This is a genomic window from Deinococcus psychrotolerans (assembly GCF_003860465.1).
In the GTDB taxonomy this organism is placed as follows: domain Bacteria; phylum Deinococcota; class Deinococci; order Deinococcales; family Deinococcaceae; genus Deinococcus; species Deinococcus psychrotolerans.
Map to the genome: position 1 here is coordinate 51,058 of NZ_CP034183.1, position 24,879 is coordinate 75,936.

Consider the following 24,879-nt stretch of genomic DNA (forward strand, 5'->3'; position numbering starts at 1 on the left):
ACATCAGGGAGCGGCTTGAAAGAGAGAACTCTTAGTGCCCGTCGCCGTCGGTGCTTTCGCGTTTGCCTTCGTCGTAGTTGGCGTGCGCTTCTGCATTGTGGACTTCAGCTTTGGCCCGGTCTTCCACGGCTTTGGCTTTGTCAGCGGCGTTGTCCAAGGTGCTTCCACCTACGTGGCTGGCTGCTTCGTGTCCGGCGGCGCGTAAACGGTCAGCGCCCTCGTTGACTTTGGCCTTGGCGGAATCTAAAAAGTTCTCGGCGGCAGATTTATCATCACTCATCGTTGAGTACCTCCTGCGAAGTTGGATTCCCTAAAATTTGGGTGATCTTTACTTTGCCACTCGGCGTTCCCGCTTGTATGAGGGGGCCGTAAGGACAGCTTGAATAAGCGGGGGCTGGGCGCAGACTGCGCTAAGGTGGGGAGCGATATGACACAAAATACACACGTAAAGCGGCCCACCCAAGGCGAGAAGATTTCGATGCAAGGCGGAAAACTGACGGTTCCCGACCAGCCGATCATTCCTTTCGTGGAAGGCGACGGCACCGGCCCCGACATCTGGCGGGCCAGCGTGCGCGTACTCGACGCCGCTGTCGAGAAGGCGTACGGCGCTCAGCGCAAGATCGAGTGGATGGAAGTCTACGCCGGAGAAAAAGCCGTCAACACCTACGGTGAAGGCGTCTGGCTTCCCGAGGAAACCCTGGAGATGTTCCGCGAGTATCTGTTCGGCATCAAAGGCCCGCTGACCACGCCGGTCGGCGGCGGCATTCGCAGCATCAACGTGGCGCTGCGTCAGGAACTCGACCTCTACGCCTGCGTGCGGCCGGTTCAGTACTTCAAAGGCGTGCCCAGCCCGGTTAAGCGCCCCGAAGACGTGGACATGATCATCTTCCGCGAGAACACCGAGGACATCTACGCCGGTATCGAGTACAAAGACGGCACCCCCGAGCGCGACAAGCTCCGCAAATTCCTGCTCGAAGAGATGGGCGTGACCGCCATCCGCTTCCCCGATACCGTGGGTCTGGGCATCAAGCCGGTGTCGCGTGAAGGCACTGAGCGCCTCGTTCGCGCCGCGATCCAGTACGCCATCGACAACGACAAAAAGAGCGTGGCGCTGGTTCACAAGGGCAACATCATGAAGTTCACCGAGGGCGCTTTCCGTGACTGGGGCTACGACCTCGCCAAGCGCGAATTTGGCGGCGTGGAAATCGACGGTGGGCCTTGGCAGAAATTGCCCGGCGGCATCATCATCAAAGACGTGATCGCCGACAACTTCCTTCAGCAGATTTTGTTGCGCCCCACCGACTACGACGTGATCGCCACGCTCAACCTCAACGGCGATTACCTCAGCGACGCGCTGGCCGCGCAGGTCGGCGGGATCGGCATCGCGCCGGGAGCCAACATCAACTACGAAACCGGCCACGCCATTTTCGAGGCGACGCACGGCACCGCGCCCAAGTACGCCGGAAAAGACGTCATCAACCCCAGCTCAGTAATCTTGTCGGGCGAGATGATGCTGCGCTACATGGGCTGGACCGAAGCCGCCGACCTGATTCTCAACTCGCTGACCAAAACCATCGGCGAGAAGACTGTGACCTACGACTTTGCCCGCAACTTGGAAGGCGCGAACGAAGTCAAGACCAGCGCCTTTGCCGATGCTTTGATCGCCAACATGTAAGTTTCTGAATCTCAAGAAAGCCGGGGCCAAGCGCTCCGGCTTTTTTATTGTTTGGAGTGTGCAGGCAAGGCTTGTCCTCAGCTTGGGCTCGCCGTAAGGTGTGCGGCGTGAAAGCCGCCGAGCCAGCAGACAAGCACCCGCTGGACAACCCGGTTTGGCACGCCCTGACCGGGCTGCAAGAAGGTTTTGCCCTTCAAGCTGGCCCGCTGCGCTGGTATCCGCCGGACGTCGCGCCCTTCTGCGGGTTTGAGGAGTGAGATGAAGCGGCGTTCGTACTGGCTTTGGCCGATCCTCAATTGGCTTCGCGTTCCGTGGTGCTGTTCCGGCCCCAGCTTGAACCGGCCCCCCTCGGGTGGTCGCTGACGCATCACAGCAGCGCCGTGCAGATGATCTGCCCCGACGATTCACGCTTGATCCGTCCCGACATTCAAACTGCCACGCTCACCTCCGCCGATGTCCCCGACATCTTGGCGCTGGTCAAGCTGACCAAGCCCGGCCCGTTTAGATCGCGCACCACCGAGCTGGGGGAGTATTTCGGCGTGCGGGAAGCGGGGCAACTGGTGGCGCTGAGCGGCGAACGGCTGCGGCTGGACGGTTTTACTGAGGTCAGCGCGGTGTCAACTCACCCCGACTGGCGCGGGCGCGGCCTTGCGGGCGCGTTGGTCAGTCAGGTGGCTCGTAAAGCCTTCAGCGAAGGTCAAACGCCGTTTTTGCACGTGATGGAAAGCAACGCCAGAGCCATCCGTCTGTATCAGTCGCTGGGGTTCGTGGAACGCGCCCGCATTCACCTGTCGGTGTGGGCCGCTCTAAACTAGCGCCATGATTTTGCCGATTCCCACCCAGCCGCTGTATTACGCTTCTCCCAGTCAACTGCACTTCAGCGCCCTCGTCACCGAAGTGAAGGGGCAGCGGGTGGCCCTGTCTGCCACCGCTTTTTATCCCGAAGGCGGCGGGCAAAATGCCGACACCGGCTGGCTGGCGTGGAGCGGCGGCGAAGCGCAGATTCTGGACACCCAGAAGGACAAAGCCGACAAGACCAGCGGCGTGATCTGGCACACTTTCAGCGGAGACACGCCCCCTGTCGGCGCAGAAGTGCGCGGCGAGGTGGACGCCCAGTCGCGCTGGCGCAGTATGCAGCGCCACAGCGCCGAGCATCTGCTGGCGCAGGCGTTTTTCCGGCTCGATCCCAAATTCGCGGTGGCGGCGGTCAGTATGCGGAGCGCCGAATGCACCATCGATTTGCAGGGCCAGCCTACCGAAGCCGACGCGCGGGCGGCTGAAACCTTGCTGCACGAAACGCTGGGCCGCCGCCAACTCCAGCTCCGTAACATTGAAGTGCCGGAAGCCGAGTTAGGGGCCTATCCGCTGCGCCGCACCACTAAAGTGAGTGGCAAAGTGCGCTTGGTCGTTTTTGAAGACGCTCCCCTTGAGGGCGAAGTGGGTCAGTTTTTTGACGTGAGCGCTTGCGGCGGCCTGCATGTGCCCTGGGCGGCGATGGCCTTGCCGGTGGCGACCCTGCGAACCGAGCGCATCAAAGGCGACCTGACCCGCGTGGTGTTCGTGGCGGGCGAGGAAGCCGCCGAATTTTTGGGCCGCACCTACCAAGCGTCTAAGGCGTTGGCCGCCACCCTCAGCGCTGGCCCGGGCGACCTCACCGCGAGAGTGGAAGCTCTGCGCCGCAGCGCTCAGGAGCAGAGTGCCCAGCTCGCCGCCGCGCAAACGGCCTTGATCGGCCATGACGTTGCCGCCGCACCTGCTGAGCAAATTGGAGCTGTGATGTTGCGTGTTTTGAACATCACCGATCCCGCCCTGATTCCAATGGCCCTGAGCGCTACGCCTAGCGGTGAAGTCCTGCTGGTGACAACGCCGAGTGGAAGGGTCGGCTTCGGCAGCGCTTCTGGCGTCCACGCCGGCGAGTTGCTGCGCTCAGCTTTTGTCAAAGTCGGCGGCAAGGGCGGTGGTAAACCCGAAGCCGCTCAGGGCCAGACCGAAGACGTGGCGGGCGTGGTGGCAGTGGTGCGGGAGCTGCTGAGCCAAGCGTAAGGTGGCGGGCGCTTCGGCGCTTGTTTAGCGCGGCGGCAGCCGAACCGTGCCCAGCATGTACTGACCGAGCGCCCGAATCGCGCTGTAAAACTCGTCGAACTCCACCGGCTTGACGATGTAACTGCTGGCGTGGCTCTGGTAACTCCGCATAATGTCTTCTTCGGCCTGCGAAGTGGTCAACACCACCACCGGAATAGTCCGCAGGTCAGGGTCAGCTTTGAGTTCGGCCAGCACTTCGAGGCCGTTTTTGCGCGGCATGTTGATGTCCAGCAAAATCACGTCGGGGCGGGGCATGTGGGCGTAGTGCTGCTCACGGCGCAGCATTTGCAAAGCCTCTACACCGTCGCGGGCCACATGCAGCTCGGTGGGCAGTTGCGCTTCCCAGAAGGCTTCCTGAGTCAGCAGCACGTCCGGTTCGTTGTCCTCAACCAGTAAAATTTGAATGGGCGTAGTATGAGGAGGCATCTTCACACAGTCTAAAGGTTTTGGGCTTCCCGTAGTGAAGGGCTTACTCACGGGGTCGCCCCGCGCTGAAATGGCTGGGGGCGCGACGCCAGTTTAAGCGGCGCAGCACGGTAAGCACCGGCGAGGGCGGCGATCTCAAGGCCGCGTGAACTGGGCTGCGGCTTGGCATGGACGCCCCCTTTTCCCGTCAGGCCCAAGCTGTAGAGCGTGCCCAAGATTTCTGGACGGCGCGACAAATCAATGCCGCCGGCTTGCCAGTGATCCAGTGTTTGGCGCAGTCTGGCGGCCACCAGATACGGCGCGGCCAGCGGGTCGAGCAAAAAGCGAATCTGCTCTTGCTGGCCGGCGGGCAAAGGGAGGAAGCCGCTGCGGGCCACTTCCTGCAAGGTGCCGAGCTTCATCTGGGCTGGCCCCAGGCTGTGGGTGGTCAGTGGGCGGCGGGTCAGCCACGCGGCGAAGCGTTGCAGGCGGCCTGCTGGGCGCGGCGACAGCGTCACCAGCACCTTCATCAAAACGTTTTGCAGGGTATCGGCCATGTCCCAGCGGGCGGCTTCATCTGCCAAGATGGCGGCGATCAGTCCGGCGTCCACCTGGAAGCGGGTAGCGGCCCGCTGAACTGCGTTGGCCGCGCCATAGCGAGGGGCCTGAAGGTTGAGCGCAGCACTGGTCATGGCCTTAGCTTGCCGCTGTCCCGTTCAGATTGCGTCATTCAAAAGTCAAGATTTGGCTCAGGCTCCGTGAGCAGGGCCAGCGCCCCGTTTTGACCGAGATTTGAGCGCCGCAAACAGTATTGAGCCTGACCGGTTAAACTGAGCCTCAGATCGACCTTGAGCGCTTTGAATCCTGCTGGAAGGACTGCTGGCCCGCGCCACGTAATCATCCGGCTTCTCTAAGTGTCAGTCGTTGGGGAGAAAATATGCCGTTGCTGCTTAGCCATTTCAGGTCTTTGGATCACCGCGTATGACGCCTATCCGCAGTATTCCCGGTCTGCTCTCGGCCCTCTGGCGGCTCCCTTGGCTGCGGCTGCTCGTTTACTTGGCGCTGGTGGCGCTGGTCGTGGGGCTGGCTCGGCTGCTCGCCAGCGTCGTCGTGACGGCCCTGATCGCTTACGCCCTGGCGTTTGTGGTGCATCCGGTGCTGGCGTGGCTGGAAAAGCGCAAAGTCAAACGGACGCTCGGTGTGCTGCTGGTGGTGGTCTTTTTGCTGTCGGTGGTTTCGCTGCTGTCTTGGACGGTGCTTTCGCAGGTGGTCAGTCTCATCGGTGAGTTGCCGGCGCTGGCGGCCCGCCTGCCCGACTTGATCGGCGGGCTGCTCAAGCGCCTGAGCAGCGTGCCGGGCCTGGAAAGCGCTCAGAAGCAGTTTTCTACCTTTCTGACCCAAGAAGCCCAGCAGCTCAGAAACAACTTGGGGCCGACCTTCCAGCGCCTGCTGACTTCGGGCGGCACGGTGCTGGGCGGGGTGGTCAGCGTGGTGGGCTGGCTCGGCCAAGGCGTGCTGGTGCTGATCTTGAGCGTTTATTTCATGCTCGATTACGAGCGGGTGGGTCACGGCCTTCTGCGTATCTTGCCGCTGGCGTGGCAGTCCACTGCTCTTCAGCTCTCGGAAGACGTGGCGCTGGCGTTTGGCGGCTACCTGCGCGGCCAGCTCTTGATCGGCCTGGCGGTGGGCGCACTGGTGGCGCTGGGCCTGATCCTTCTGGGCATTCCCAACGCCCTGGCCATCGGCCTGCTGGCGGCGGTGCTGGACATCGTGCCGTATCTGGGGCCGGTGGTTTCGGCGCTGCCCGCCGTGTTGCTGGCCCTGCCCAGCGGCTGGGTCACGGTGCTGCTGGTGGTGGGCGTGTTCATCGTCGCCAACCAGATCGAGGGCAACCTCTTGTCACCGTTCATCATGGGCAAGACCACCAATCTCAGTCCGGCGGCGGTGCTGCTGGCCATTTTGGCGGGGCTGACGCTCGGTGGGCTGGTCGGCGCGGTGCTGGCCATTCCCACCGTGACGCTGCTGTGGCGCTGGACTCTGCGTTACTGGCTGCCCAGCGCGGCTTACAACTCGCCCCCCAAAGCCTGAGCCGCTGACCTGCTGTTGGCCTGTCTCCCGGCTGTGCTAGCCTCGCCTGCATGACGGGTGAAGGCATGATTGTAGTGAAAGTGGGCGGCAGCGCCGGAATCGATTACGACGCGGTGTGCGCCGATATCGCCAACCTCTGGAACAATGGGCAAAAGCTGGTGCTGGTTCACGGCGGCAGCGGCGAGACCAACCGCGTGGCCGAGGCGCTGGGCCACCCGCCCAAGTTCGTGACCAGTCCCAGCGGCTACACCTCGCGCTTCACCGATCGCCAGACGCTCGAAATCTTCGAGATGGTCTACTGCGGCAAGATCAACAAAGGCATTGTGGAAAGGTTGCAGCGCCTCGGCGTCAACGCGGTGGGTCTCAGCGGCTTGGACGGGCGAATTTTTGAAGGCAAGCACAAAGACAGCGTGCGCTCGGTGGAGGGCGGCAAAGTGAAGGTGCTGAGGGGCGACCACACCGGCACGGTGGAAAAAGTCAACACCGGGCTGATTGAGCTGCTGCTGGGTGCTGGTTACTTGCCGGTGCTGACCCCACCTGCTGCCAGCTACGAGGGTGTGGCCATCAACGTGGACGGCGACCGGGCGGCGGCCGCGCTGGCGGTGGCGCTCAAAGCGTCGACCATGCTGCTGCTTTCTAATGTGCCGGGCCTGCTGCGCGATTATCCCGACGAAGCCAGCTTGATCCGCAGCATTCCGGCCAATGACGTAGAGTCGTACCTCGAATTTGCCCAAGACCGCATGAAAAAGAAAGTGCTGGGTGCGGCGGAAGCAGTGAAGGGCGGGGTGGGAAGAGTCATTTTTGGCGACGCCCGCGCCGGAGAGCCGGTCAGCGCGGCCCTCGCCGGAGCCGGAACGGTGGTGCAGTGAGAGCGGCAACTTCTCGGCACGTTCAGCCGTATCAAGGTCTATGACTTACGGTAGAGCTCAGGGCCACGTCCACATCAGCGAAATCATCGTCACCACCACCAATGACCTCGAAGGCTTCCGGGTCATCAAGCACCTGGGAATGGTGCGCGGCCTGACGGTGCGTTCGCGTAGCGTGCTGGGCAGCCTCGGCGCGTCGCTCCAAACTATTCTCGGCGGCAACATCACGCTGTATACCGAGCTGGCCGAAAAAGCCCGCGAAGAAGCCTACGACCTGATGCTTCAGCACGCTGCCGAGCGCGGCGCGAACGCGGTGCTGGCGATGCGCTACGACGCCAACGAAATCAGCGACGGCGTGACCGAAGTGCTGGCTTACGGCTCGGCGGTGGTGATTGAACCGCGCTCCTGACGCTGCGCCGATGACGCCCAGCGATTTGCTCAGCTTTTTGTTTCGGCGTGGAGGGCAGGAATACGCTGTGCAGCTCGTCTTGCCGCAGGGTAAGGCGTCAAAATTAAAGTCCAGCAAGAAGCCCCCAGCCGCACCAACCATTCAGGAACAGCCGCTGTACCGCCTGACCCTGCGCGGCGAAGAAGTGCAGGCCACCGGCCCATCGGGGCAAACCCGCCAGCTTTCGCGGCAGGCTTTTTTGGAAGTGTTCGGCGCTTACCATTTTGCTGGGGCTGAGCCGACGGGTGTTCTGAGCGATCTGGGGCCGCTGTTTGGCATGGGCTAACCCGGTGATCGGCGCACTTTGTCGGAAAAGTCAACGCTGAGCCGCCGGAAGCTGTTAAGCTCTTGGTTAAGGTGACGCAAACGTGATACAAGGTCTTTTTTCGGACGTGCCTCTTATCGGAGTGCTGTCTTTACTTCACGAAACGGGGCAAACCGGTGTGCTGGACGTGAACGCCGAGTTGCCTTTCACAGTGGCCTTCGCACACGGCGAAGTGGTGGAGGGCGGCATTCTCGACTGGACAGGTTTAGACGCCCTGCATTCCAGCCCGATGCTGCCCGAAAGCGGCAGCTTTTCTTACATGCGCCGTGACGTGCGGGGCAGCGTGATCGCGCCGTTCGAGAAGTTCACGACCGACTGGGCACGCGTCAGTGACGAGTGGGCGCAGATCGGCACCATCATCAGCAGCCCCAGTGTGGTGCTGACTGGGCCACTGCCGCTTTACGACCAAGAAAAAGGCCGCAGTGTCCGCGCCGCCGCCCGTGACGCGGGTTTGCCGCTTTTTGATGTGGCTTCCCGCGCCGCCGACGCCGTGAGTTCAGGCAAGTTGCGCCCGACCGGCCGCTACGCTTGGTACGGACTGCGCCTCAATCACCAGGGCCAGCGCCAAACTGCTTTGGCCCGCGCCCTCGATGGCAATGTCAATTTGGGCGAAGTGGTCGAGCGCGGATTTTCGGCCAGCGAGGTACGCGCTTACCTGCTCGCTGAGATTCGCTTGGGCCTGCGTTTTTCGGGAAGCGGCTGGGTGCTGCGCGACCTGGTCTGGGAAACCAAACATGAGGCGGCGATCATGACGACCACTGCCAGCAACGATTTCATGTTTTGAGTGTTGGATGAGGCCAAGGAAGGTTCAGATAGTGGACGAAGATTTGCCCCAGACACCACGTATTGGAAGGATTTCAAAGAGATTCAAGGAACCAAGTCAAAACCCATCTCACCTTGATTTAAGGTGAGATGGGTTTTGACTTAGCGTCTTCTGAAGATTCAACAAGTGTCAGATGAGCGGCGTCTCAGCAACGCATCAGTAGGAATCGCCACACTGTCTGAGTACGACTTCGAGCAGGGATATCAATCACCCAGACGATCTGAGTGCCAAAGAAAGAAGACAGCTTGTCGCCTTCTCTCTAGCATTTGCCGTTTGTTTTGATCCTGTTCTTACCTTTTGCTTCAAGGAGATGACTTATGACTCAGAACAATATGAATTTGATCCGTTTATCTGACCTTTCGCGCGACCAGAGCTACAACTTGCAAGGCGCAGACCTTTACGATCCGACCGGCTACACCGCCTACGGCGTGGGCGGCGACAAGGTTGGTACCATCCGCGACGCTTTGGTGCAGGCCGACACGGGCCGTATCCAGTACTTCATCGTGGACGCGGGCGGTTGGTTCAGCTCCAAAGAAGTGCTGGTGCCAGTCGGCCACAGCCGCTTGGAAAATGACGGCGTATACTTCGACGACCTGACCAAAGCTCAAGTGGGCGATTTGCGCGAGTACAACGTCAACGACAGCTACACCAACGACCACCAAGAGTCTGACGAGCGCGTTCTGCGCGGCGTCGAGCAGGGCAGCGCCGCCGCCACCGACACGGCAGCCCGCACCGCTTACCAGGACAAAGCCTACCGCACCCCCGACAAGCTGCAACTGATGGAAGAGCGCTTGGTGGTCAACAAAGACCGCTTCAAGGCGGGCAGCGTAGAAATCGGCAAGCACGTCGAAACCCGTCAGGAAAATGTCAACGTAGCCTTGCAGCGCGAGGAAGTCGTCATCGAGCGCCGCACCGTGACCGACTCGACTCCGGTTGAGGGCGCAGTGCTGGGCGCAGGCAGCCAGACCGTCAACATTGACCTCGAAGCCGAGCGGGCCAACGTGACCAAGCAGGCCTACGTCACCGAGGAAATCGGCATCGGCAAACGTACCGTGACCGACACCCAGACCGTCAGCGAGACGGTAGGCCGCGAAGTGCTGGACGTCAATAAGACCGGCGACGTGCGCTTAGAGAACGGCGACCAGACCATGACCGATATCAAGTCCGACAACAAAAAGATCTAAGAACAAATGTCAAACGCCAGGGCGGGGGAGCAGTTTCCCTGCCCTGTTTTGATGTTTTGGGGCGTGAGACGGCCCGCCCAGACGAGGAGCAGAAATGAGTAGACCAGAGGATGGAGTGGATCTCAAAAAGTCGCCGCAAGCGGAACAAGGGCGCGGATTAGACGAAGCCCAGCAAGTGACGATCCGCGAAGTGCGTGCTCCCAAAGAAATGGCCAACCTGACGCTGTACGAAGAACGCGCCCAAGTGGCTGTCGAGCGCGTATCAGGGCGGCAAATCACCTTCCAGAAACGGATCATCGAAGAAGAAGTGCAGATTCCGGTGACGCTGCGGCGCGAGGTGCTGGAACTCACCACCGCGCTGGAAGGCGGCACGGTCAAGCTCAACGGCGAGTTGCTCGAACCCGGCAAAACCTACCAGATCATCCTCACGGAAGAGCGTCCTGTCGTGGCCCGCGAAGTCTACGCAGTCGAGCAAGTCGAGATTCGCAAAGAGTGGATCAGTGAAGTGCATCAGCAGACCCTGACCTTGGGCCGGGAAGTGCTGGACATCGGCGGCGCAGCCGATTTGATCCGTGAGCAGCAAGTTGGTGAGCGCCTGCCGGAGACGGCCCCGCCGTTCGAGTTGCCCGACGACCTCAAAAGCTAAGTTGATCCCCGCTCAGTTGACCCTCTGCCGCCGAGCGTGTAGCATGGCGGCAATGCAAGCAGTTCAGTGGGGCCAATTATTATCCAGCCGACTTCTTCTTGGCGTGCTTCCGGTTGGAACGCGGCGCTAAGCTTTTGCGGCCCCCTTCCCCGGAGTGAATCTCACTTTCGGGGCTTTTTTTGGTTGCGTTGCCGTCTTTTCCGTTTCTCCCTGCTTTCTTTGCTGCCCCATGAGGAGCCACTGCCATGACCCAGCCCGAACCAGCCAACCTGCGCCGTATCCACATCTTTGACACCACCCTGCGTGACGGCGAGCAGTCGCCGGGCGTGGCACTGAACCACAACCAGAAAATCGAGATCGCCCACTCGCTGGCCCGCCTCAACGTGGACGTGATCGAGGCGGGCTTTCCGATTACCTCGGACGGCGACTTTGAATGCGTTTCGCGCATTTCGCGGGAAGTGCGTGGGCCGATTATCTGTGCGCTGGCCCGCACCGCCCGCGCCGATATCGAGCGGGCCGCGCAAGCGCTGGAAGCCGCCGATAAAAGCCGCATCCACGTGTTTACCAGTGCCAGCGCAGTGCAGATGCAGCACATGTTGCGCAAGACGCCTGAGCAGGTCATCGAGTCGTCGATTGCGGCCGTCAAGTTGGCTTGCCAGTACACCAGTGACGTGGAATTTAGCGGTCAGGACGTCATGCGGGCCGACTTTGACTTCGTGATCCAGCTCTACCTCGCCGCAATTGAGGCGGGCGCGACCGTTATCAATATTCCCGACACGGTGGGCTACGGCACTCCCGGGGGATACGGCGCACTGATCGCCCGCGTACGCGACGAGATTGTGAAGGGCCGCAACGTCGAAATCAGTACCCACTGCCACGACGACCTCGGCATGGCGACGGCCAACAGCTTGGCGGCCGTCGAAAACGGAGCGACCCAGATCGAATGCACCATCAACGGCATCGGAGAGCGGGCTGGAAACACCGCGCTGGAAGAAGTGGTAATGGCAATTCACACCCGCCGCGACCATTACCAATCCGAAACCGGGATTCGCACCCGCGAACTCTACCGGGTCTCCAAGTTGGTCAGCCGCCTGACCGGGATGCCAGTGCCGCCCAACAAGGCCGTGATTGGCGACAATGCTTTCGCGCACGAATCCGGCATTCACCAAGACGGCGTGCTCAAGCACAAAGAGACCTACGAGATCATGAATGCCGAGCTGGTGGGCCGCGAGGCCGCTGTGATGGTGATGGGCAAGCACTCGGGCCGCGCCGCCTTCCGCAAAGCGCTGGCCGATCTGGGCTACGACACCGACGGCCACAGTGATCACGGCTTTAACGATGAAGCGCTGAACGCTTTGTTCGTGCGTTTCAAGGAGTTGGCTGACCGCAAAGGCCAGATTTACTCTGACGACCTCCACGCTTTGGTGGGCAGCAGCGTAGAGACCTCCGAGACCTTCAAATTGGAGCGCTTTCAGATTGCGATGGGCACCGACATGCAGCCGCTGGCTTATGTCAGGTTGCAAACGCCCGACGGGGTGCGCGAGGCCACTGCCACCGGAGACGGCTCGGTGGAAGCTATTTTTCACGCCATCAATGTCGCCACCAGCATTGCCCCCGCGCTGGAGGTTTACCGCGTGCAGGCCGTGACCAAGGGCACTGAAGCGCTGGGCGAAGTCAGCGTGAGCGCCCGCTACGGCGAGATGACCGTCAGCGGCAATGACGTGGCCTCGGACGTGGTGGAAGCCAGCGCCCGGGCGTGGCTGCGGGTAATCAATCACATCGTGGCCGGGCAGACCAAAGAGAAGTCGGCGGTGACGGCAGAAACGCCGTAAGAGTTTGAATTTACAAGGGGGCCGCGAGTGGGTGCGGCTCTTTTTTTGGTGGTGCTGAATCAGCGAGAGGGCAAGGTATCCTAGCTGAGCATGGGGAAATTCATAACGTGGCCACAACTGCTGGTGTTCGATCTCTGCCTTGTTGTTTTTTGCGTATTTGCCGCAACACAATCCAACTGGGGGCGTGTCGATGAATTGCCAGCTTGGTTCTGGGTCAATGTGACTCTTTTGATCGCCTATTCCGGATTTGCGATGGTCGAGAAGTCAAATAGAGAGAAGGAAAAGAATACACTCAGCGTTCTAATTGGGGGTGTAAAACACGGCGTACTTTACTCCCTGCTTTTTATATCTTTTGACGCTCTTAACGAAGAAATCGAGCTGATTCGCAGCTTTTTCTTTTATTTCGTTTCAGGGATGCTGCTGAGCCTCATAGTATCTTTTGTTCGAGGGGAATTCTCCCGCAAGGAGCATTTATGATTCAAGAACTCGCCCTCCTCCACATCCGTCCCAACCAGACTGCCGAGTTTGAGGCGGCGTTTGCCGAGGCCCAAGCCATCATCAGTTCGATGGCTGGCTATGTCCGCCACGAGTTGCAAGTCTGTTTAGAAGACGACCACAAGTATGCTTTGTTCGTTTGGTGGGAAACGCTGGAAGACCATACCGAAGGCTTTCGTGGCAGCCCCGAATATCAGCAGTGGAGAACGTTGCTGCATCACTTTTATGACCCGTTCCCGGTAGTGGAGCATTACAAACAGGTTTTCCTGTGAGGGCGAAAACTAACGTATGAAACTCTGGCCCCGTTTATTGGCCGTCTGTGCCTTACTGGCTGTCAGTCTGCTGTTCGCCACACAAGGCCAACTCGGGCGCGTAGGTGAATTACCGCTGTGGTACTGGGCGATTTTTGCATTATTGGCAGCTCTGTCATTTTGGCAAATTCTTCGGCAGCCCCTTGACTCTCTCCAAGGCCGTGCGCGAGGTGTTTGGTTTGGCTCGGCGTTTGGCGTGATGATGTTCCTTCTAAACCTCTCCGAACAAGTCCTCAAATCTCACCCTGACTGGGGGAAACCTTTTTTCACGGGCGCGTTTGTGGGCCTTCTCATGGGCTGGATTTACAGCTACAGCGGACAGAAGCGGAGCGGGCTGGAGCGTGGAAAGCAGGGTTAAAGTTTTACGGTAGTTTCTTTTTAGGCCGCCAGCAACCACCACAAAGGGCAAATGAACAGGGTAAGCCGCATCCTCAGCAGCTAGACTGCTTTTTATGACTCCACTTCTCCGTATCGCTCTCATCGCTGCCGTCATCATGGCAGCGCTCAATATTTTCTTTGCGGCGGGCCAGTTCGGCGGCCTGAGCGCTTTGCCGCTGTGGTTTTATTTGGGGCAATTCTTGCTGTTTCCGGCTTTCATCTTCAACGTCCAGCTTTTTCCCCAGGCCAGCAACACACCCGATTTTGCCCGGCGGGTGGGCCTCTACGCGCTGGGGTGGGCGCTGCCGTTCGGCGTCTACAAGCTCAGTCAGGACATGCTCTCGCCCGCCTTCAGCCTCGGCGTCAGCTTGATGACCTTGCTGGTGACTTGCTTGCTGTTCGGCGTGGTGATGTCTTTTTTGCGCCGGCCCCAGCAGTAAAGTTCTCGGCATGAAAGAGGGCCAAGCGTAGCTTCCCGCGCAGTTTTTCTCCGCGCCCGCTGCTTAAAGTAAGCCATGAAACGCTTGCTTTGGCTGGCCCCGATGGTTCTGACCGCCTGCGTGCCCCGCGCTGCCGCTTTCGATCCGGCCAAGATGCCTGACCCCGCCGCCTTGGGACCGAACAATGCGGTCACCGAGTGGTGGTATGTCTCCGGCTACCTCCCTGAAACCAAGCAGGCTTTTCACTGGGCGCAGTTCAAGGTCAATTACAAAGGCATTCCTTATTTTGCGTCGCATCTGGCCATGACCGATTTAAATACCGACAAAGTCACCTTTCTGGAGCAGGGCCAGCAAGACGCCAAGTTCTCGTTCCCACCGCTGAAGGTCAGTCAGGGCGACTGGACATTGACCCAGAGTGCCAACGCGCCAACCGCGCCGTTTAAGCTGGACGCTGGCCCGCTCCAACTCACCCTGACGCCGCAAAAAGGGCCAGTGGTGCATCCGCCCGGCTACTCCGGCACGCCCGAAACGGGTCAGTTGTATTACCAGAGCGTGACCCGGTTGGCCGTCAGCGGCACGATTGAGGGCCAGCCCGCCAGCGGCACGGCCTGGTTCGACCACCAGTGGGGCGATCAGCAACCGGGCCGCGATTCGCTATGGGACTGGTTCGGCGTGCACCTCTCGGACGGCTCGGATTTGATGCTCTACCGCGTCAAGAAGTTGGACGGCACCGTCGTTCAGCTGGCTGGTTCTGAAGTCAGCCCGGACGGGGTGGCCCGCGCTGTCGGCAACGTCACCATGACGCCGCAGCGGACGTGGGTTTCACCGTCTGGGCGCGGTTACACCCTCGATTGGAAAGTCAGTTCAGACCGGGGCGATTTGACGCTGAGCGCCATCAACGACAGTCAGGAGTTGCTCTCCAAGACGACCTCAATCGCTTATTGGGAAGGACCGATCACCGGCAGCGGCACCTGGGGCGGGGCCGCCGTCAAGGTCGAAGGCATGGGCGAATTTGTCGGTGGCGTGCTGACCAAAGCCGAGGGTGGACTGTTCGGATCAAAGGAATAAGGGCCAGCTGGTAAGCTCAGCGCCATGAAGCTACTCGGCATCATCGGCGGCATGTCTTGGACATCGACAGCAGAGTATTACCGCCTTCTCAACGGCGAAGTAGCCCGGCAGCGCGGCGGTCTTCACTCGGCGCGGCTGCTGATTCACAGCGTTGACTTTGCCCAGATCGCGGCCCTGCAAACAAGCGGGCAGTGGCACGAAGCGGGTGAACTGCTGGCCGAGGTGGCACGCGGCTTAGAGCGGGCCGGCGCGGACGGCGTGCTGCTGGCGACCAACACCATGCACAAAGTCGCGCCCCAGATCGAGGCGGCCATTTCGTTGCCGTTTTTCCACATTGCCGACTCGGTGGGTCGCCGCCTTCAGGAAGCGGGGGTGAAGCGGGCTGGCCTGCTGGGCACCGCCTTTACGATGGAGCAGGACTTTTACAAAGACCGCCTGCACCAGCAGTACGGTCTAGAGGTGTTGGTGCCAGACGAAGCGGGCCGTGCGGATGTTCACCGAATCATTTTCGATGAGCTGTGCCAAAACCTCATCACCGACGAGTCGCGCCAGATTTACCGCCGCCAGATGGCCGAGTTGGTCGGGCGCGGAGCGCAGGCCATCATCTTGGGCTGCACCGAAATCACCTTATTGGTCGGCGCGGGTGATGTCAGCGTGCCGGTCTTTGACACGTCAGCGATTCACGTCGAGGACGCCGCACGGTTCATGCTGGGTTAAGCCGCGTTGCCCAAATCTCCATCCGGGCAGCGCCAGCTTGACCTAAGGTTTGGGCATGAATCCAGATCAAACCGACCAATCTAGAACTGATCAGCCCAGCGGCGAAATTGTGCAGTCCAGCTTGCCGGAGCAGCACCCAGATGTGGTGGAGGTGCCTGAAAGCGACCCCCAAAACGAGACGCCCACCGACACCGCCGCCAAGTTGCAGCAGCACGCCGCCAGCGCCACCGAACTGATTCCCAGTGACGAAGACGGCTGAGTCCAGCGTCTAAGGAGTCAAAGAAAAAGAGCGTTTGGAAGGGCTAGCTGAGTGTGCTTTTGATTCAGCCAGCCCTTTTCACAAATGCTTTAAAGTTCCGCCGCCCAAATCGCCTCTGGGCCTTCACGCTGCCGGATAACTTGCCACGAGCCGTCCCACAGCACTTCGGCGGGGCGCGGACGGCTCAGATAATTGCTGCTCATGGCCGCGCCATAAGCGCCCGCTTCCAGCAGAGCCAGCACGCCGCCGCGCTGAGGGGTGGGGAGCGGCACGTCGTGGGCCAAGACATCACCGCTTTCGCAGGCGGGGCCAGCCAGGTCATACGGTTTGGTCTGGTCGCCTTGCCACAGCGCTCTAATCGGCTGAACCGCGCCGTAAAGCATGGGCCGAATCAGCTCGGTCATGCCAGCGTCCAGCAAAACAAAATCGCGGCCCGTCTGCTTGCTTCCCACCACGGTGCTCAGCAGCACGCCCGCTCCCGCCACCAAATATCGGCCCGGCTCGGCCCACAGCTGTGCGCCGAACACCTCAGCCGCTTGCCGAGCTTGTCCAGCAATGCCGTGCAGGTCGGCGTCCAAGCTCCACCCGCCGCCCACGTCCAGCACTTCCAATTCGCCCACGCTGGGGCGCAGCTCGCTGAGTTTGGCAAAGGCCGCCGCGAAGTCGCCCGCGTCACGGATGGCGCTGCCGATATGCACATGCAGGCCGCGTGCGGTGTGGCCTGCCGCTTTCAGTGCCTCCACTACGGCGGCAACCTCACTGAGCGGCACGCCGAATTTGCTGCTGCCCGCGCCGGTGGCGAGGTGGTCGTGGGTGCTGACGCTCAGCGCCGGATTGACCCTGACGAGCGCCCTTGAACTTGGCGGCAACAGCGCCACTTCCTCGCCCCGATCCACGATGAAGGTCGCGCCCAAACGGCCACCTTCAGCGTATTCCTCATCCGATTTGGCGGGGCCGTTGACCAAAATGTGTTCGCCGGACGCGCCCGCCTTGACCGCCCGCGCCAGTTCCCCGGCGCTGACACATTCAAAGCCCACGCCCGCCGAGCGAAAGCGCCGCAGCAAACTGAGATTCGGATTGGCTTTCATGGCATAAAAAATTCGGGTGTCGGTGAAGGCTGCCCGCACACCTGCCAGCGCGGCGTCCAACTCGGCGGCGTCGTAGACATACAGCGGCGTGCTGAAGCGCTGGGCGGCTTCCAAAAGTTGGGTGTCGTTGAGCATGCCGCACAGTGTAGCCAGTGGCGGCGTCACTGTTGTTCAACTCACCCCAACCTGTCAGCCGTCCTGTTACACTTCAAAGTTATGACGGCTACGGCAAAACGGACAACTCAGGGCATCAAACCGGGCGGACGGGTGCTGTGCGCCATGTCCGGCGGCGTGGACAGCAGCGTAAGCGCCGCGCTGCTCAAAGAACAGGGCTTTGCGGTGATCGGCGCGATGATGCGTTTCTGGCCCGACGACAAGCGCAGCGACACCTTCGACACTTGCTGCTCACCCGACGCCGCCTACGAAGCCCGCCGCGTGGCCGAGCAAGTCGGCGTGCCCTTTTACCTGCTGGACTACCGCGAGCAGTTTCAGCGCCACATCGTCGGCCCCTTTCTGGCCGAATACGCGGCTGGGCGTACGCCGAATCCCTGCGTCAATTGCAACACCAAAGTCAAATTCGACGAGCTGGTCAAAAAGGCCAAGATGCTCGGCTGCGATTACGTGGCAACCGGCCACTATGTCAAGCGCGTCGAGGAAGAAAGCGGCGCGGTGGCCTTTCACCGGGGCGACGACCCGCGCAAAGACCAGACCTACTTTTTGTGGGGCACGCCGCGCGACGCTTTGCCGTATATCCTCTTTCCGGTGGGAGAGATGGAAAAGCCCCGCGTGCGCGAGATCGCCGAGCAGCATGGCCTGCTGACCGCCCAGAAAGCTGAGAGCCAGAACATCTGCTTCGTGCCGGGCACCGTCCAGGACTTTGTGGCCGAGTACGTGCCGCAGCAGTCCGGCCAGATGCGCGACATCCACACGGGCGAAGTAGTGGGCGAACATCTGGGCACTCAGTTCTTCACGCTGGGTCAGAAGAAGGGACTGGGCCTCTTTCAGTCGCACCTCGTCCGGCACGTGGTTCACCTGGAAGTAGGCAGCAACACCGTCTGGGTCGGCGAATACGAGGACTGCTTGTGGAAGGGCCTCAAGGCGCTGACGCCCAATTACCTGATCGACCTCACCGACTTGCCGAGCGAGCTGGAAGTGCAGGTGCGCTACCGAACCGCGCCGGTCAGGGCACGGGTGCTGCACGCTGACGAACACGGCTTTGAATTGGAATTTGACGAACCCCAATTCGCGGTGGCTCCTGGCCAAAGCGCTGTGTTGTACGCGGGGCCCAAGCTGCTGGGCGGTGGGTTGATTGCCGATCACGTGCGGGCGCTGCCTGTTTAATTTGCGTTTGGGTTAGGGCTTTGGATTCTTTGCTTTCGCGTTAGCTGCCCCTCCCCCCAACCCCCTCCCCGGTGGTGAGGGGGAGCGAGTCGCTGCGCTCGGCACTGTGTCTGCGCGGCGTGACTTGTGGGCATTCCCTCCCGCGTTCTCCACGGCTGGGGCTCCGGTTCCGTTCTGGCCGCCGCGTTGTGTATCTGTTTAGCTCGGGACGTTGGAAGAGGAAGGTCGACTCCAAAAAGAGAATGAATCAGGTTTTCGGCTCCTCCTCCTTGAGGGGGGAGGCTGGGTGGGGGTGAACCGCAAACGCCCTCCCAGCGTCAGTTTTTGGCCATCGCCTTTTTAAAATCTGCATAAATTGCCAGCACAACTATGTAAGGATTACCTTCTTCATTCTTGAATGATCTGAGTGCGTCCTTTTGGTCAAGTTTGAGTATCTCAGATAAGTATTCTAGAAAATGCTGAGAGTCAGAATATCTCTAAAACTCTGACTCTCAGCTTTGTTATGTGGCTTGATATGATGGTGAGTGAAAGCAAAATGGCAGCCATCTAGAAAGGCAATTTCTTGTTCATAGCTGCCATTAAGCGTATATCAGTACGGCTTTTCTATAACAGTTTCAAAAAGATCGACCAGTATCAATTCTTCTGATAGAATCATCAGTTTCCGCAATAATGTTAGGCCAGTTGTTTAATTTCAGTCTTCCCGATTCAACACACCCTTCCCCAGCTCATCCTTGGGTATATTCACGTCGAAAAGTGCTTGAACGAATTCCCGGCTGTCGAACGGCTGTAAGTCTTCCTGGCCCTCGCCCACGCCGATGAACTTAATCGGCACGCCGAGTTCGCGCACAATCGGCACCACGATGCCGCCCTTGGACGTGCCGTCGAGCTTGGTGACGATCACGCCAGTCAGGGTGATGGCTTCGTGAAACTTCTTGGCTTGCTGGAGGCCGTTTTGTCCGGTCACGGCGTCAAGCACCAGCCAGATTTCATGCGGCTCGCCGGGGTCGGCTTTGTCGATGACGCGGCGCACTTTTTTGAGTTCTTCCATCAAGTTGTGCTTGTTGTGCAGGCGTCCGGCGGTGTCCACGAACAGCAGATCAAAGTCTCTGGCTTTGCGGGCGTTCGCGCCGTCAAAGGCCACTGCCGCCGGGTCGCCGCCGTCCACACCCTGCACCACTGGGATGCCCAGCCGCTCACCCCAGACACCGAGTTGCGCTCCAGCGGCGGCGCGGAAGGTGTCGCCCGCTGCGAACATCACCCGTTTGCCGCGCGATTGGTAATAGCGCCCCAGCTTGGCGATGGTGGTGGTTTTGCCCACGCCGTTGACGCCGATTACCATAATGACTTTGCCCTGCGGATCAACCGTGCTGCGCTTGGCGTCGGGGTTAAAGCCGAATTTGCGAAACTGCGCCCGCTTGGCGTCGGGTTCGAGTTGCAAGGTCATGGCTTCCATCAACGCTTCTTGAAGGTTGGGTTTGGAGCTGTTCTTGACGTCTTCCAGGATTTCTTCGGTGGCGGCGCGGCCCACGTCGGCGGCGATCAGGGCGTATTCGAGGTCTTCGAGCGTTTCAATGCGGTTGGTGAACACGTCTTTGAGATCGGTGCCCAGAAAACCGGAGGATTGATTGAGCTGCTGACGGGTCTTGCTCAGGCCGTCACGCAGGCGATTAAGCCATGACATGTAGTCAGTCTAGCGCCCCTGCTGCGGGCAAAACAGGAGCGGTGTCGAGGAAGAGGGGGGGAGGGGACGGGCCGCCCCCGCCGATCATCAAGCCGGGATCATGGGTTGGGGCCAAAGATGAGGACTCTCACACCCCTCCGGTCATCTGCCCGTCACCTGGATTGGGCAAACTGAAGCCTATGACCCGTACCCGTTTCCTGTTTCCGCTGCTGGCTCTGGCGCTCGGCACGTCCAGCTTCGTTGCCGCCGCGCCCACGCCGCTGACTGGCACCTTCGCCCAAGCTGCACCAATCACCCCAACAACTGCCGCGCCAGACAACAGCGTGCCGATTGGCGGTTACAGTCTGGTGTCACTCACTGAAAATGGCCAAACCACCGCTCCGGGCAGCGCCGCCATTCGTCCCACCCTCGACTTCGACGGCAAACGGGTGTCGGGTTCCAGTGGCTGCAACAGCTTCGGCGCTTCGTATGTGGCCCGCCAAAAAGTCCTGCGCTTTGGCGCTCTGGCCAGCACGCTGCGGGCCTGTCCCGATTACGTCGACGGCCTGGAAGCCCAGTTCCTCAAGCTCCTGCGCGGCGTCAACCGCTTTGAACTCAGCGGAATGAGCGGCAACCAAACCCTGACTCTCTTTTCGGGCAGCAACAACCGCATGGTGTTCGCGCAAAATATAGGCGCAGGCGAGGTGGCCAGCGTGGGCATTCGCAGCAAATACGACGGTACTTGGACGCTGAATCGCCCGCCCGCCGGACTGCGACTGTCAAGCGACACCCGTCCGACGCAGTTTACGCTCAAGGGCTCGGACATCAGCGGTTTTGACGGCTGCAACCAGTTCAGCGGCAAGCTCAATATCTCCAGTGGCCGCTTGATGTTTGTCGGCCCCGTGATGAGCACCAAAGTCTTTTGCCCGCCGCAGGAAGCCAACCTCGTGCCGCTGCTGACGGTGGGCGCTGCCGCTGCCGTTCAGGGCAAGACCCTGACCCTGACCGATGTCAATGGCGGACAGTGGGTGCTGAGTAGGCCGTAAAACCAACTGCTTTGCCAATCATCCCAATGGGCCGCGTCTTTGATGTCGCGGCTCTTAGTTTGCTTTCATAATCCCGTTAACATCACAATCTAGACTCGGCTATGATTCCCGACTTGCCCAACCCCGCCGAGATAGACGGCGAAGCCAGAAGCGGCATGAGTTACCGGATTTTCGGCACCATCCAGCCCACTTTAATTGTGGATATGGACAGCCGTCACGGGATGTTCAGCGACGCGGGCGGCATGTCGTGGATGAGCGCCACCGTCGAGATGAACACCGGCCTCAACAGTGGCGGTGGCGGCGGGCTGCTGTCGGGTTTGGCGCGGATGGTCGGCGGCGGCACGTTGTTTTTGGTGCAGTTCACGACCCGCAGCGAAGGCCAGATCGCGTTTGCCACCGACTTTCCCGGCAAGATCGTGCCGCTCGATCTGGCGGCGGGCGAGAGCATCATCATGCACAAGCACGCTTTTTTGGCGGCGGAAGCGGGCGTCACTTTGGCCGTGACCTTTACCCGCCGCTTTGGTGCGGGCTTGGTCGGCGGTGACGGCTTCGTGCTGCAAAGCGTGACTGGCCCCGGCATGGCTTTTGCCGAGCTGGACGGCGACGCCATCGAATATCACCTCAGCGCGGGCGAAATTCTGCTGGTCGAACCCGGCCACGTCGCTATGTTCGATCAGAGCGTTACCTTCGACGTGCAGATGGTCAAGGGACTGCGCAACATCATCTTTTCCGGTGAGGCGCTGTTTTTTGCTCGTCTGAGCGGGCCGGGGCGGGTCTGGCTCAACAGCATGTCGGCCAGCAAAGTGGCGCACCGGATCGGGGAATATTTGCCTAAGGGCAGTTAGAGAGAACAACATTGTCTCGAAACGGCAGGCTGGCCGTGCTCAGTGTGGGGTTTAACACTTTGTCTGGAGCCGAGTTGCGCCCAAACTGCTGGGCGGACTAGGATATAAGCGCGTTCTTTTTTTGTGCAGTGCCCCTTTTGTGTTTCCCGATCCTTCTCACCTTTGTTGTCCGCTCGGCCGCACCGTTTTTGGCCGAGTCAGGCGTTTGGAGATGTGTGCAATATATCGTTCATAAACCGAGAATTGGCCTTTTTATCGACACTCAAAACCTCTATCACTCGGCCCGCGACCTCGCCGAGCGCACCGTCAACTTTGAAACGCTCCTCGACATCGCTGCCCGTGACCGCGAACTGGTTCACGCCATCGCCTACACCGTAGAAAAAGATGGTGACAGCACGTCCCGGCCCTTCATCTACAAGCTTTCGGCGCTGGGTTACAAGGTTCGGCGCATGACCCTGAGTCTGCACCACGTCACCGAAACTGGCAAGGCGATCTGGGAAGGCAACTGGGATATGGGGATGGTGGCCGATATGGTGCGGCTCTCCGATCATTTGGACATCATGGTGTTGGGCAGCGGCGACGGCGACTTCACCGACATCGTGGAACTCCTGCAAGAACGCGGCAAACGGGTCGAAGTGATCGCCTTCCGCGAGCATACCGCCCAAAAACTGATTGACGCCGCCGACAGATTCATTCATTTGCCGGACGTTGAAGAAGCGTTGATGCCCGCCCGCCTTCCCAAGCCCGCTCTCCCTTAAATCGTGTCCACGCTTCATGATGCCGACGCGGTGCTGGCGCGGCTGAATTTCGACTTGCCGCCCGAGCGTATCGCCCAGACTGGGGCTGAGCCGCGTGACAGCAGCAAGCTGATGGTGGTGGGCGCGGAGATTGAGCACCGTATCTTCAGCGAGTTGCCCGACTTGCTGCGCTCCGGTGACGTGCTGGTGTTCAATCAGTCGCGGGTGATTCCGGCCCGTGTGATGGCCCGCAAGCCTGTAGTCAACGGGCAGGGCGGCGGTCAAATCGAAGTCTTGCTGCTGCGCGAGGAAGAGACGAACCTGTGGAGCGCTTACCTCAAGCCTGCCCGCCGTGCTGGGAACGAACTTTGGTTGGGCGAACACAGAGCCGAAGTCGTCGGCGTGCTGGACGACGGTGCACGGCTGCTGCGCTTCGAATCTGACCTCAAGCCGCACTTGGATGAGATCGGGCGCTTGCCTTTGCCGCCTTACATCCAGGCGGGCGAAGACGATTCGGTGTGGCGTGAGCGCTACCAGACCGTGTATGCCCGCGAGAACGGTAGCGTGGCCGCGCCGACAGCGGGCCTGCATTTCACGCCGGAGCTGTTGTCCCGCTTGGACGAGCGCGGCATTGAACGCGCTTATGTGACGCTGCATGTTGGGGCCGGAACCTTCAAGCCTATTCAGGGTTCGGTGGCTGACCACACCATGCACGCCGAGCGCTATTCGGTGAGCACGGAGACGGCCCAGATCATCAACCGCGCTAAAGCCGGGGGGCGGCGGGTGGTGGCAGTCGGGACGACGACGGTTCGCACATTAGAGAGCGCTTGGGACGGTCAACAGGTGCAGCCGGGCGAGGGCGATACCCGCATCTTCATCACGCCGGGAACGCCGGTCAACGTTCCGGACTTGCTGATCACCAATTTGCATTTGCCGGGTAGCACCCTGCTTCTGCTCGTCTCGGCTTTCGCGGGTGAGCAGCGGATCAAAGCGGCCTACGACGCAGCTTTAGCGGGCGATTACCGCTTCTACAGCTTGGGTGACGCAATGCTGCTGGAAAATCAGCGCTGATTTAGGCCCGCATTTCTCGCCGTAACCCCACCCGCGCCTGCTGCCTGACAAACCCCATTCGCTCATTGATCGCCAGCATCGGCGCGTTTCCGGTGTGGTTGGTGGTATTGGCCGCCGCGTAACCCCGCGCCTTGGCCTGCGCCGCCGCTGTGAGTTTGAGCAGCCAAGCCCCGCCGAGGCCGCGCCACTCGCGGCGCACGCCGGTCAGGCCCTGGTGGAGGGTACTTAACTTTGAGGGGTCAGGCCGGTACAACTCGCTGACGCCGATCCACTCACCGGCAGGGCTGAGCAGCACGAAAAATCCCTGCGCGTCAAACTCGGGCGCGTCCAGAATGCGGCTTTTCCACGTCTCAAACGGCCAAGGCGTGATCGGCTCAGCAAACGGCACTTCCGAGAGAAGGTGAATCATCAAAGCGTAGAGGCGGCGCTGCTCACTTTCATTGCTGAGGTCGGCCACTTCAGAAAGCGGCAACACCCTTAGCCCCGCTTGCTGCGCCCGCTCGGTGTGGTGCTGAAAGTCGATGGGGGAGAGGGCCTGCAAATCGAGCGTACTTGTCCACATCCGCTCGTATTCGGCAAAGCCCTGCGCTTCAAGAAAGGCCATCTGCCACTCGCCTTCCCGCACGGTAGCCAGCACCACTGCCGCGTCTGGCGGCAACTGATTCTCGGCGCGGCTCAGCAAGGTTTGGGAGAGCTCGCCGCCTTGCCAATCAGGATGTACGCTGAGGCTCAGGGTGTACCAGCCGGCTTTGTCGTGCGACCTCGGCACTTGCGTCTCGGCCACGCCAACCAGTTGACCGTCCACGCGGGCCAGCGTCAGCGCGTGGTGCTGCCCGGCGGGGCGTTGTTCGTCGAAGCGGCGAAGGTGGTTGGCAGTTTCGGTCTTGTTTTCGGCCAGCGCCAGGAACGCAGCCCACTCGCCGTACAGTTGGTCAGTCAGCAGTGGTTGAGGGCGCAGGACTTCCCAGATCACGTCAGGTTCCATAGCCCAGTTTGCCGAATTTGGATGGCGGCGGCATCTGCCATTTGGCGCAGCAGACCTAAGCTGC

General features: G+C 60.5%; 30 protein-coding genes. 24 read left to right on the top strand and 6 right to left on the bottom strand.

Features of this window, described 5'->3' with window-relative positions:
- Positions 1 to 31: 31 nt before the first annotated feature.
- Entirely contained in the window at positions 32 to 280 is a 249-nt protein-coding gene (locus EHF33_RS00270) for a hypothetical protein (RefSeq protein ID WP_124867091.1), read from the bottom strand.
- 147 nt (positions 281 to 427) lie between these two features.
- Here EHF33_RS00270 and icd point away from each other — a divergent pair, with 147 nt between their 5' ends.
- The 4 genes from icd (at position 428) to EHF33_RS00285 (ending at position 3,718) form a co-directional block, all read left to right on the top strand.
- Positions 428 to 1,675: an NADP-dependent isocitrate dehydrogenase gene (gene icd, locus EHF33_RS00275; RefSeq protein ID WP_124867092.1), complete on the top strand. Its 1,248-nt coding sequence runs from the start codon at positions 428 to 430 to the stop codon at positions 1,673 to 1,675.
- Positions 1,676 to 1,782: 107 nt separating this feature from the next.
- Positions 1,783 to 1,932, top strand: coding sequence for a hypothetical protein (locus EHF33_RS20960; RefSeq protein WP_164473364.1), 150 nt, complete (start codon positions 1,783 to 1,785; stop codon positions 1,930 to 1,932).
- 39 nt (positions 1,933 to 1,971) lie between these two features.
- A complete protein-coding gene (locus tag EHF33_RS00280; RefSeq protein ID WP_124867093.1) occupies positions 1,972 to 2,490 on the top strand; it encodes a GNAT family N-acetyltransferase in 519 nt (172 codons plus the stop codon).
- Between the two features lie 4 nt (positions 2,491 to 2,494).
- A complete protein-coding gene (locus tag EHF33_RS00285; RefSeq protein ID WP_124867094.1) occupies positions 2,495 to 3,718 on the top strand; it encodes an alanine--tRNA ligase-related protein in 1,224 nt (407 codons plus the stop codon).
- A gap of 24 nt (positions 3,719 to 3,742) precedes the next feature.
- Here the strand turns inward: EHF33_RS00285 and EHF33_RS00290 are convergent, their stop codons facing one another.
- Together EHF33_RS00290 and EHF33_RS00295 are read right to left on the bottom strand one after the other, a co-directional pair.
- The gene (locus EHF33_RS00290) at positions 3,743 to 4,183 is read right to left on the bottom strand and encodes a response regulator (protein WP_124867095.1); all 441 of its coding nucleotides are present in this window, start codon (positions 4,181 to 4,183) and stop codon (positions 3,743 to 3,745) included.
- Between the two features lie 47 nt (positions 4,184 to 4,230).
- Positions 4,231 to 4,854: a hypothetical protein gene (locus tag EHF33_RS00295; protein WP_124867096.1), complete on the bottom strand. Its 624-nt coding sequence runs from the start codon at positions 4,852 to 4,854 to the stop codon at positions 4,231 to 4,233.
- A 289-nt stretch (positions 4,855 to 5,143) separates the two neighbouring features.
- Here EHF33_RS00295 and EHF33_RS00300 point away from each other — a divergent pair, with 289 nt between their 5' ends.
- The 15 genes from EHF33_RS00300 to EHF33_RS00370 all read left to right on the top strand — a co-directional run bounded on the left by EHF33_RS00300 (position 5,144) and on the right by EHF33_RS00370 (position 16,042).
- Positions 5,144 to 6,250 (top strand): AI-2E family transporter, encoded by a 1,107-nt coding sequence (locus EHF33_RS00300; RefSeq protein ID WP_124867097.1) that lies wholly within the window; start codon positions 5,144 to 5,146, stop codon positions 6,248 to 6,250.
- A gap of 65 nt (positions 6,251 to 6,315) precedes the next feature.
- Entirely contained in the window at positions 6,316 to 7,119 is an 804-nt protein-coding gene (locus tag EHF33_RS00305) for a [LysW]-aminoadipate kinase (RefSeq protein ID WP_124867098.1), read from the top strand.
- 40 nt (positions 7,120 to 7,159) lie between these two features.
- Positions 7,160 to 7,525, top strand: a complete 366-nt coding sequence (locus EHF33_RS00310) for a YbjQ family protein (protein WP_206431587.1) — start codon at positions 7,160 to 7,162, stop codon at positions 7,523 to 7,525.
- Positions 7,509 to 7,850: a hypothetical protein gene (locus EHF33_RS00315; protein WP_338135027.1), complete on the top strand. Its 342-nt coding sequence runs from the start codon at positions 7,509 to 7,511 to the stop codon at positions 7,848 to 7,850. Before EHF33_RS00310 ends, EHF33_RS00315 begins: the two co-directional genes overlap by 17 nt.
- Before the next feature lie 82 nt (positions 7,851 to 7,932).
- Positions 7,933 to 8,673 carry a DUF4388 domain-containing protein gene (locus EHF33_RS00320; protein WP_241191189.1) on the top strand — a complete coding sequence of 247 codons (741 nt, stop codon included), beginning with the start codon at positions 7,933 to 7,935 and terminating at the stop codon, positions 8,671 to 8,673.
- Between the two features lie 356 nt (positions 8,674 to 9,029).
- Positions 9,030 to 9,896 carry a PRC and DUF2382 domain-containing protein gene (locus EHF33_RS00325; RefSeq protein WP_124867099.1) on the top strand — a complete coding sequence of 289 codons (867 nt, stop codon included), beginning with the start codon at positions 9,030 to 9,032 and terminating at the stop codon, positions 9,894 to 9,896.
- Between the two features lie 94 nt (positions 9,897 to 9,990).
- Positions 9,991 to 10,542 (top strand): YsnF/AvaK domain-containing protein, encoded by a 552-nt coding sequence (locus tag EHF33_RS00330; protein WP_124867100.1) that lies wholly within the window; start codon positions 9,991 to 9,993, stop codon positions 10,540 to 10,542.
- Between the two features lie 245 nt (positions 10,543 to 10,787).
- A complete protein-coding gene (locus tag EHF33_RS00335) occupies positions 10,788 to 12,374 on the top strand; it encodes a 2-isopropylmalate synthase (RefSeq protein WP_124867101.1) in 1,587 nt (528 codons plus the stop codon).
- A 90-nt stretch (positions 12,375 to 12,464) separates the two neighbouring features.
- Positions 12,465 to 12,851 (top strand): hypothetical protein, encoded by a 387-nt coding sequence (locus tag EHF33_RS00340; protein ID WP_124867102.1) that lies wholly within the window; start codon positions 12,465 to 12,467, stop codon positions 12,849 to 12,851.
- Positions 12,848 to 13,141, top strand: a complete 294-nt coding sequence (locus tag EHF33_RS00345) for an antibiotic biosynthesis monooxygenase family protein (RefSeq protein ID WP_124867103.1) — start codon at positions 12,848 to 12,850, stop codon at positions 13,139 to 13,141. The genes EHF33_RS00340 and EHF33_RS00345 overlap by 4 nt, the downstream gene beginning before the upstream one ends.
- Positions 13,142 to 13,157: 16 nt before the next feature.
- On the top strand, positions 13,158 to 13,538 hold the full coding sequence (locus EHF33_RS00350; protein ID WP_124867104.1) for a hypothetical protein: 381 nt from the start codon (positions 13,158 to 13,160) through the stop codon (positions 13,536 to 13,538).
- Positions 13,539 to 13,632: 94 nt separating this feature from the next.
- Positions 13,633 to 13,998 (top strand): hypothetical protein, encoded by a 366-nt coding sequence (locus EHF33_RS00355; protein ID WP_124867105.1) that lies wholly within the window; start codon positions 13,633 to 13,635, stop codon positions 13,996 to 13,998.
- 75 nt (positions 13,999 to 14,073) lie between these two features.
- On the top strand, positions 14,074 to 15,066 hold the full coding sequence (locus EHF33_RS00360; RefSeq protein WP_124867106.1) for a lipocalin-like domain-containing protein: 993 nt from the start codon (positions 14,074 to 14,076) through the stop codon (positions 15,064 to 15,066).
- 24 nt (positions 15,067 to 15,090) lie between these two features.
- Positions 15,091 to 15,783, top strand: coding sequence for an aspartate/glutamate racemase family protein (locus EHF33_RS00365; protein ID WP_124867107.1), 693 nt, complete (start codon positions 15,091 to 15,093; stop codon positions 15,781 to 15,783).
- A 55-nt stretch (positions 15,784 to 15,838) separates the two neighbouring features.
- The gene (locus tag EHF33_RS00370) at positions 15,839 to 16,042 is read left to right on the top strand and encodes a hypothetical protein (protein WP_124867108.1); all 204 of its coding nucleotides are present in this window, start codon (positions 15,839 to 15,841) and stop codon (positions 16,040 to 16,042) included.
- Positions 16,043 to 16,131: 89 nt separating this feature from the next.
- Here EHF33_RS00370 and lysA read toward each other — a convergent pair whose 3' ends face one another.
- Positions 16,132 to 17,265 (bottom strand): diaminopimelate decarboxylase, encoded by a 1,134-nt coding sequence (gene lysA / locus EHF33_RS00375; protein ID WP_124867109.1) that lies wholly within the window; start codon positions 17,263 to 17,265, stop codon positions 16,132 to 16,134.
- A gap of 81 nt (positions 17,266 to 17,346) precedes the next feature.
- Between lysA and mnmA the strand changes: the two genes are divergently transcribed.
- Positions 17,347 to 18,471 (top strand): tRNA 2-thiouridine(34) synthase MnmA, encoded by a 1,125-nt coding sequence (gene mnmA, locus EHF33_RS00380; RefSeq protein WP_124867110.1) that lies wholly within the window; start codon positions 17,347 to 17,349, stop codon positions 18,469 to 18,471.
- A gap of 691 nt (positions 18,472 to 19,162) precedes the next feature.
- Here mnmA and ftsY read toward each other — a convergent pair.
- Positions 19,163 to 20,152, bottom strand: coding sequence for a signal recognition particle-docking protein FtsY (gene ftsY, locus EHF33_RS00385; RefSeq protein ID WP_124867111.1), 990 nt, complete (start codon positions 20,150 to 20,152; stop codon positions 19,163 to 19,165).
- Between the two features lie 179 nt (positions 20,153 to 20,331).
- On the opposite strand from ftsY, the gene EHF33_RS00390 reads away from it, so the two are divergent.
- The 4 genes from EHF33_RS00390 (at position 20,332) to queA (ending at position 23,830) form a co-directional block, all read left to right on the top strand.
- Complete coding sequence (locus tag EHF33_RS00390) at positions 20,332 to 21,177, top strand: META domain-containing protein (protein WP_164473365.1); 846 nt, start codon at positions 20,332 to 20,334, stop codon at positions 21,175 to 21,177.
- 101 nt (positions 21,178 to 21,278) lie between these two features.
- Complete coding sequence (locus EHF33_RS00395) at positions 21,279 to 22,022, top strand: AIM24 family protein (RefSeq protein ID WP_206431588.1); 744 nt, start codon at positions 21,279 to 21,281, stop codon at positions 22,020 to 22,022.
- 215 nt (positions 22,023 to 22,237) lie between these two features.
- Positions 22,238 to 22,780 (top strand): LabA-like NYN domain-containing protein, encoded by a 543-nt coding sequence (locus EHF33_RS00400; protein ID WP_124867113.1) that lies wholly within the window; start codon positions 22,238 to 22,240, stop codon positions 22,778 to 22,780.
- Between the two features lie 3 nt (positions 22,781 to 22,783).
- Positions 22,784 to 23,830, top strand: a complete 1,047-nt coding sequence (gene queA / locus EHF33_RS00405) for a tRNA preQ1(34) S-adenosylmethionine ribosyltransferase-isomerase QueA (protein ID WP_241191190.1) — start codon at positions 22,784 to 22,786, stop codon at positions 23,828 to 23,830.
- Between the two features lies 1 nt (position 23,831).
- Here the strand turns inward: queA and EHF33_RS00410 are convergent, their stop codons facing one another.
- A complete protein-coding gene (locus tag EHF33_RS00410; RefSeq protein WP_124867115.1) occupies positions 23,832 to 24,815 on the bottom strand; it encodes a GNAT family N-acetyltransferase in 984 nt (327 codons plus the stop codon).
- Between the last annotated feature and the right edge of the window lie 64 nt (positions 24,816 to 24,879).

Bases quoted from the DNA above. Each gene is read 5' to 3' on its own strand.
- EHF33_RS00270 (WP_124867091.1), bottom strand. From the start codon at position 280: ATGAGTGATGATAAATCTGCCGCCGAGAACTTTTTAGATTCCGCCAAG.
- icd (WP_124867092.1), top strand. From the start codon at position 428: ATGACACAAAATACACACGTAAAGCGGCCCACCCAAGGCGAGAAGATT.
- EHF33_RS00285 (WP_124867094.1), top strand. From the start codon at position 2,495: ATGATTTTGCCGATTCCCACCCAGCCGCTGTATTACGCTTCTCCCAGT.
- EHF33_RS00290 (WP_124867095.1), bottom strand. From the start codon at position 4,183: ATGCCTCCTCATACTACGCCCATTCAAATTTTACTGGTTGAGGACAAC.
- EHF33_RS00295 (WP_124867096.1), bottom strand. From the start codon at position 4,854: ATGACCAGTGCTGCGCTCAACCTTCAGGCCCCTCGCTATGGCGCGGCC.
- EHF33_RS00300 (WP_124867097.1), top strand. From the start codon at position 5,144: ATGACGCCTATCCGCAGTATTCCCGGTCTGCTCTCGGCCCTCTGGCGG.
- EHF33_RS00305 (WP_124867098.1), top strand. From the start codon at position 6,316: ATGATTGTAGTGAAAGTGGGCGGCAGCGCCGGAATCGATTACGACGCG.
- EHF33_RS00310 (WP_206431587.1), top strand. From the start codon at position 7,160: ATGACTTACGGTAGAGCTCAGGGCCACGTCCACATCAGCGAAATCATC.
- EHF33_RS00325 (WP_124867099.1), top strand. From the start codon at position 9,030: ATGACTCAGAACAATATGAATTTGATCCGTTTATCTGACCTTTCGCGC.
- EHF33_RS00330 (WP_124867100.1), top strand. From the start codon at position 9,991: ATGAGTAGACCAGAGGATGGAGTGGATCTCAAAAAGTCGCCGCAAGCG.
- EHF33_RS00335 (WP_124867101.1), top strand. From the start codon at position 10,788: ATGACCCAGCCCGAACCAGCCAACCTGCGCCGTATCCACATCTTTGAC.
- EHF33_RS00340 (WP_124867102.1), top strand. From the start codon at position 12,465: ATGGGGAAATTCATAACGTGGCCACAACTGCTGGTGTTCGATCTCTGC.
- EHF33_RS00345 (WP_124867103.1), top strand. From the start codon at position 12,848: ATGATTCAAGAACTCGCCCTCCTCCACATCCGTCCCAACCAGACTGCC.
- EHF33_RS00350 (WP_124867104.1), top strand. From the start codon at position 13,158: ATGAAACTCTGGCCCCGTTTATTGGCCGTCTGTGCCTTACTGGCTGTC.
- EHF33_RS00355 (WP_124867105.1), top strand. From the start codon at position 13,633: ATGACTCCACTTCTCCGTATCGCTCTCATCGCTGCCGTCATCATGGCA.
- EHF33_RS00360 (WP_124867106.1), top strand. From the start codon at position 14,074: ATGAAACGCTTGCTTTGGCTGGCCCCGATGGTTCTGACCGCCTGCGTG.
- EHF33_RS00365 (WP_124867107.1), top strand. From the start codon at position 15,091: ATGAAGCTACTCGGCATCATCGGCGGCATGTCTTGGACATCGACAGCA.
- EHF33_RS00370 (WP_124867108.1), top strand. From the start codon at position 15,839: ATGAATCCAGATCAAACCGACCAATCTAGAACTGATCAGCCCAGCGGC.
- lysA (WP_124867109.1), bottom strand. From the start codon at position 17,265: ATGCTCAACGACACCCAACTTTTGGAAGCCGCCCAGCGCTTCAGCACG.
- mnmA (WP_124867110.1), top strand. From the start codon at position 17,347: ATGACGGCTACGGCAAAACGGACAACTCAGGGCATCAAACCGGGCGGA.
- ftsY (WP_124867111.1), bottom strand. From the start codon at position 20,152: ATGTCATGGCTTAATCGCCTGCGTGACGGCCTGAGCAAGACCCGTCAG.
- EHF33_RS00390 (WP_164473365.1), top strand. From the start codon at position 20,332: ATGACCCGTACCCGTTTCCTGTTTCCGCTGCTGGCTCTGGCGCTCGGC.
- EHF33_RS00395 (WP_206431588.1), top strand. From the start codon at position 21,279: ATGATTCCCGACTTGCCCAACCCCGCCGAGATAGACGGCGAAGCCAGA.
- EHF33_RS00410 (WP_124867115.1), bottom strand. From the start codon at position 24,815: ATGGAACCTGACGTGATCTGGGAAGTCCTGCGCCCTCAACCACTGCTG.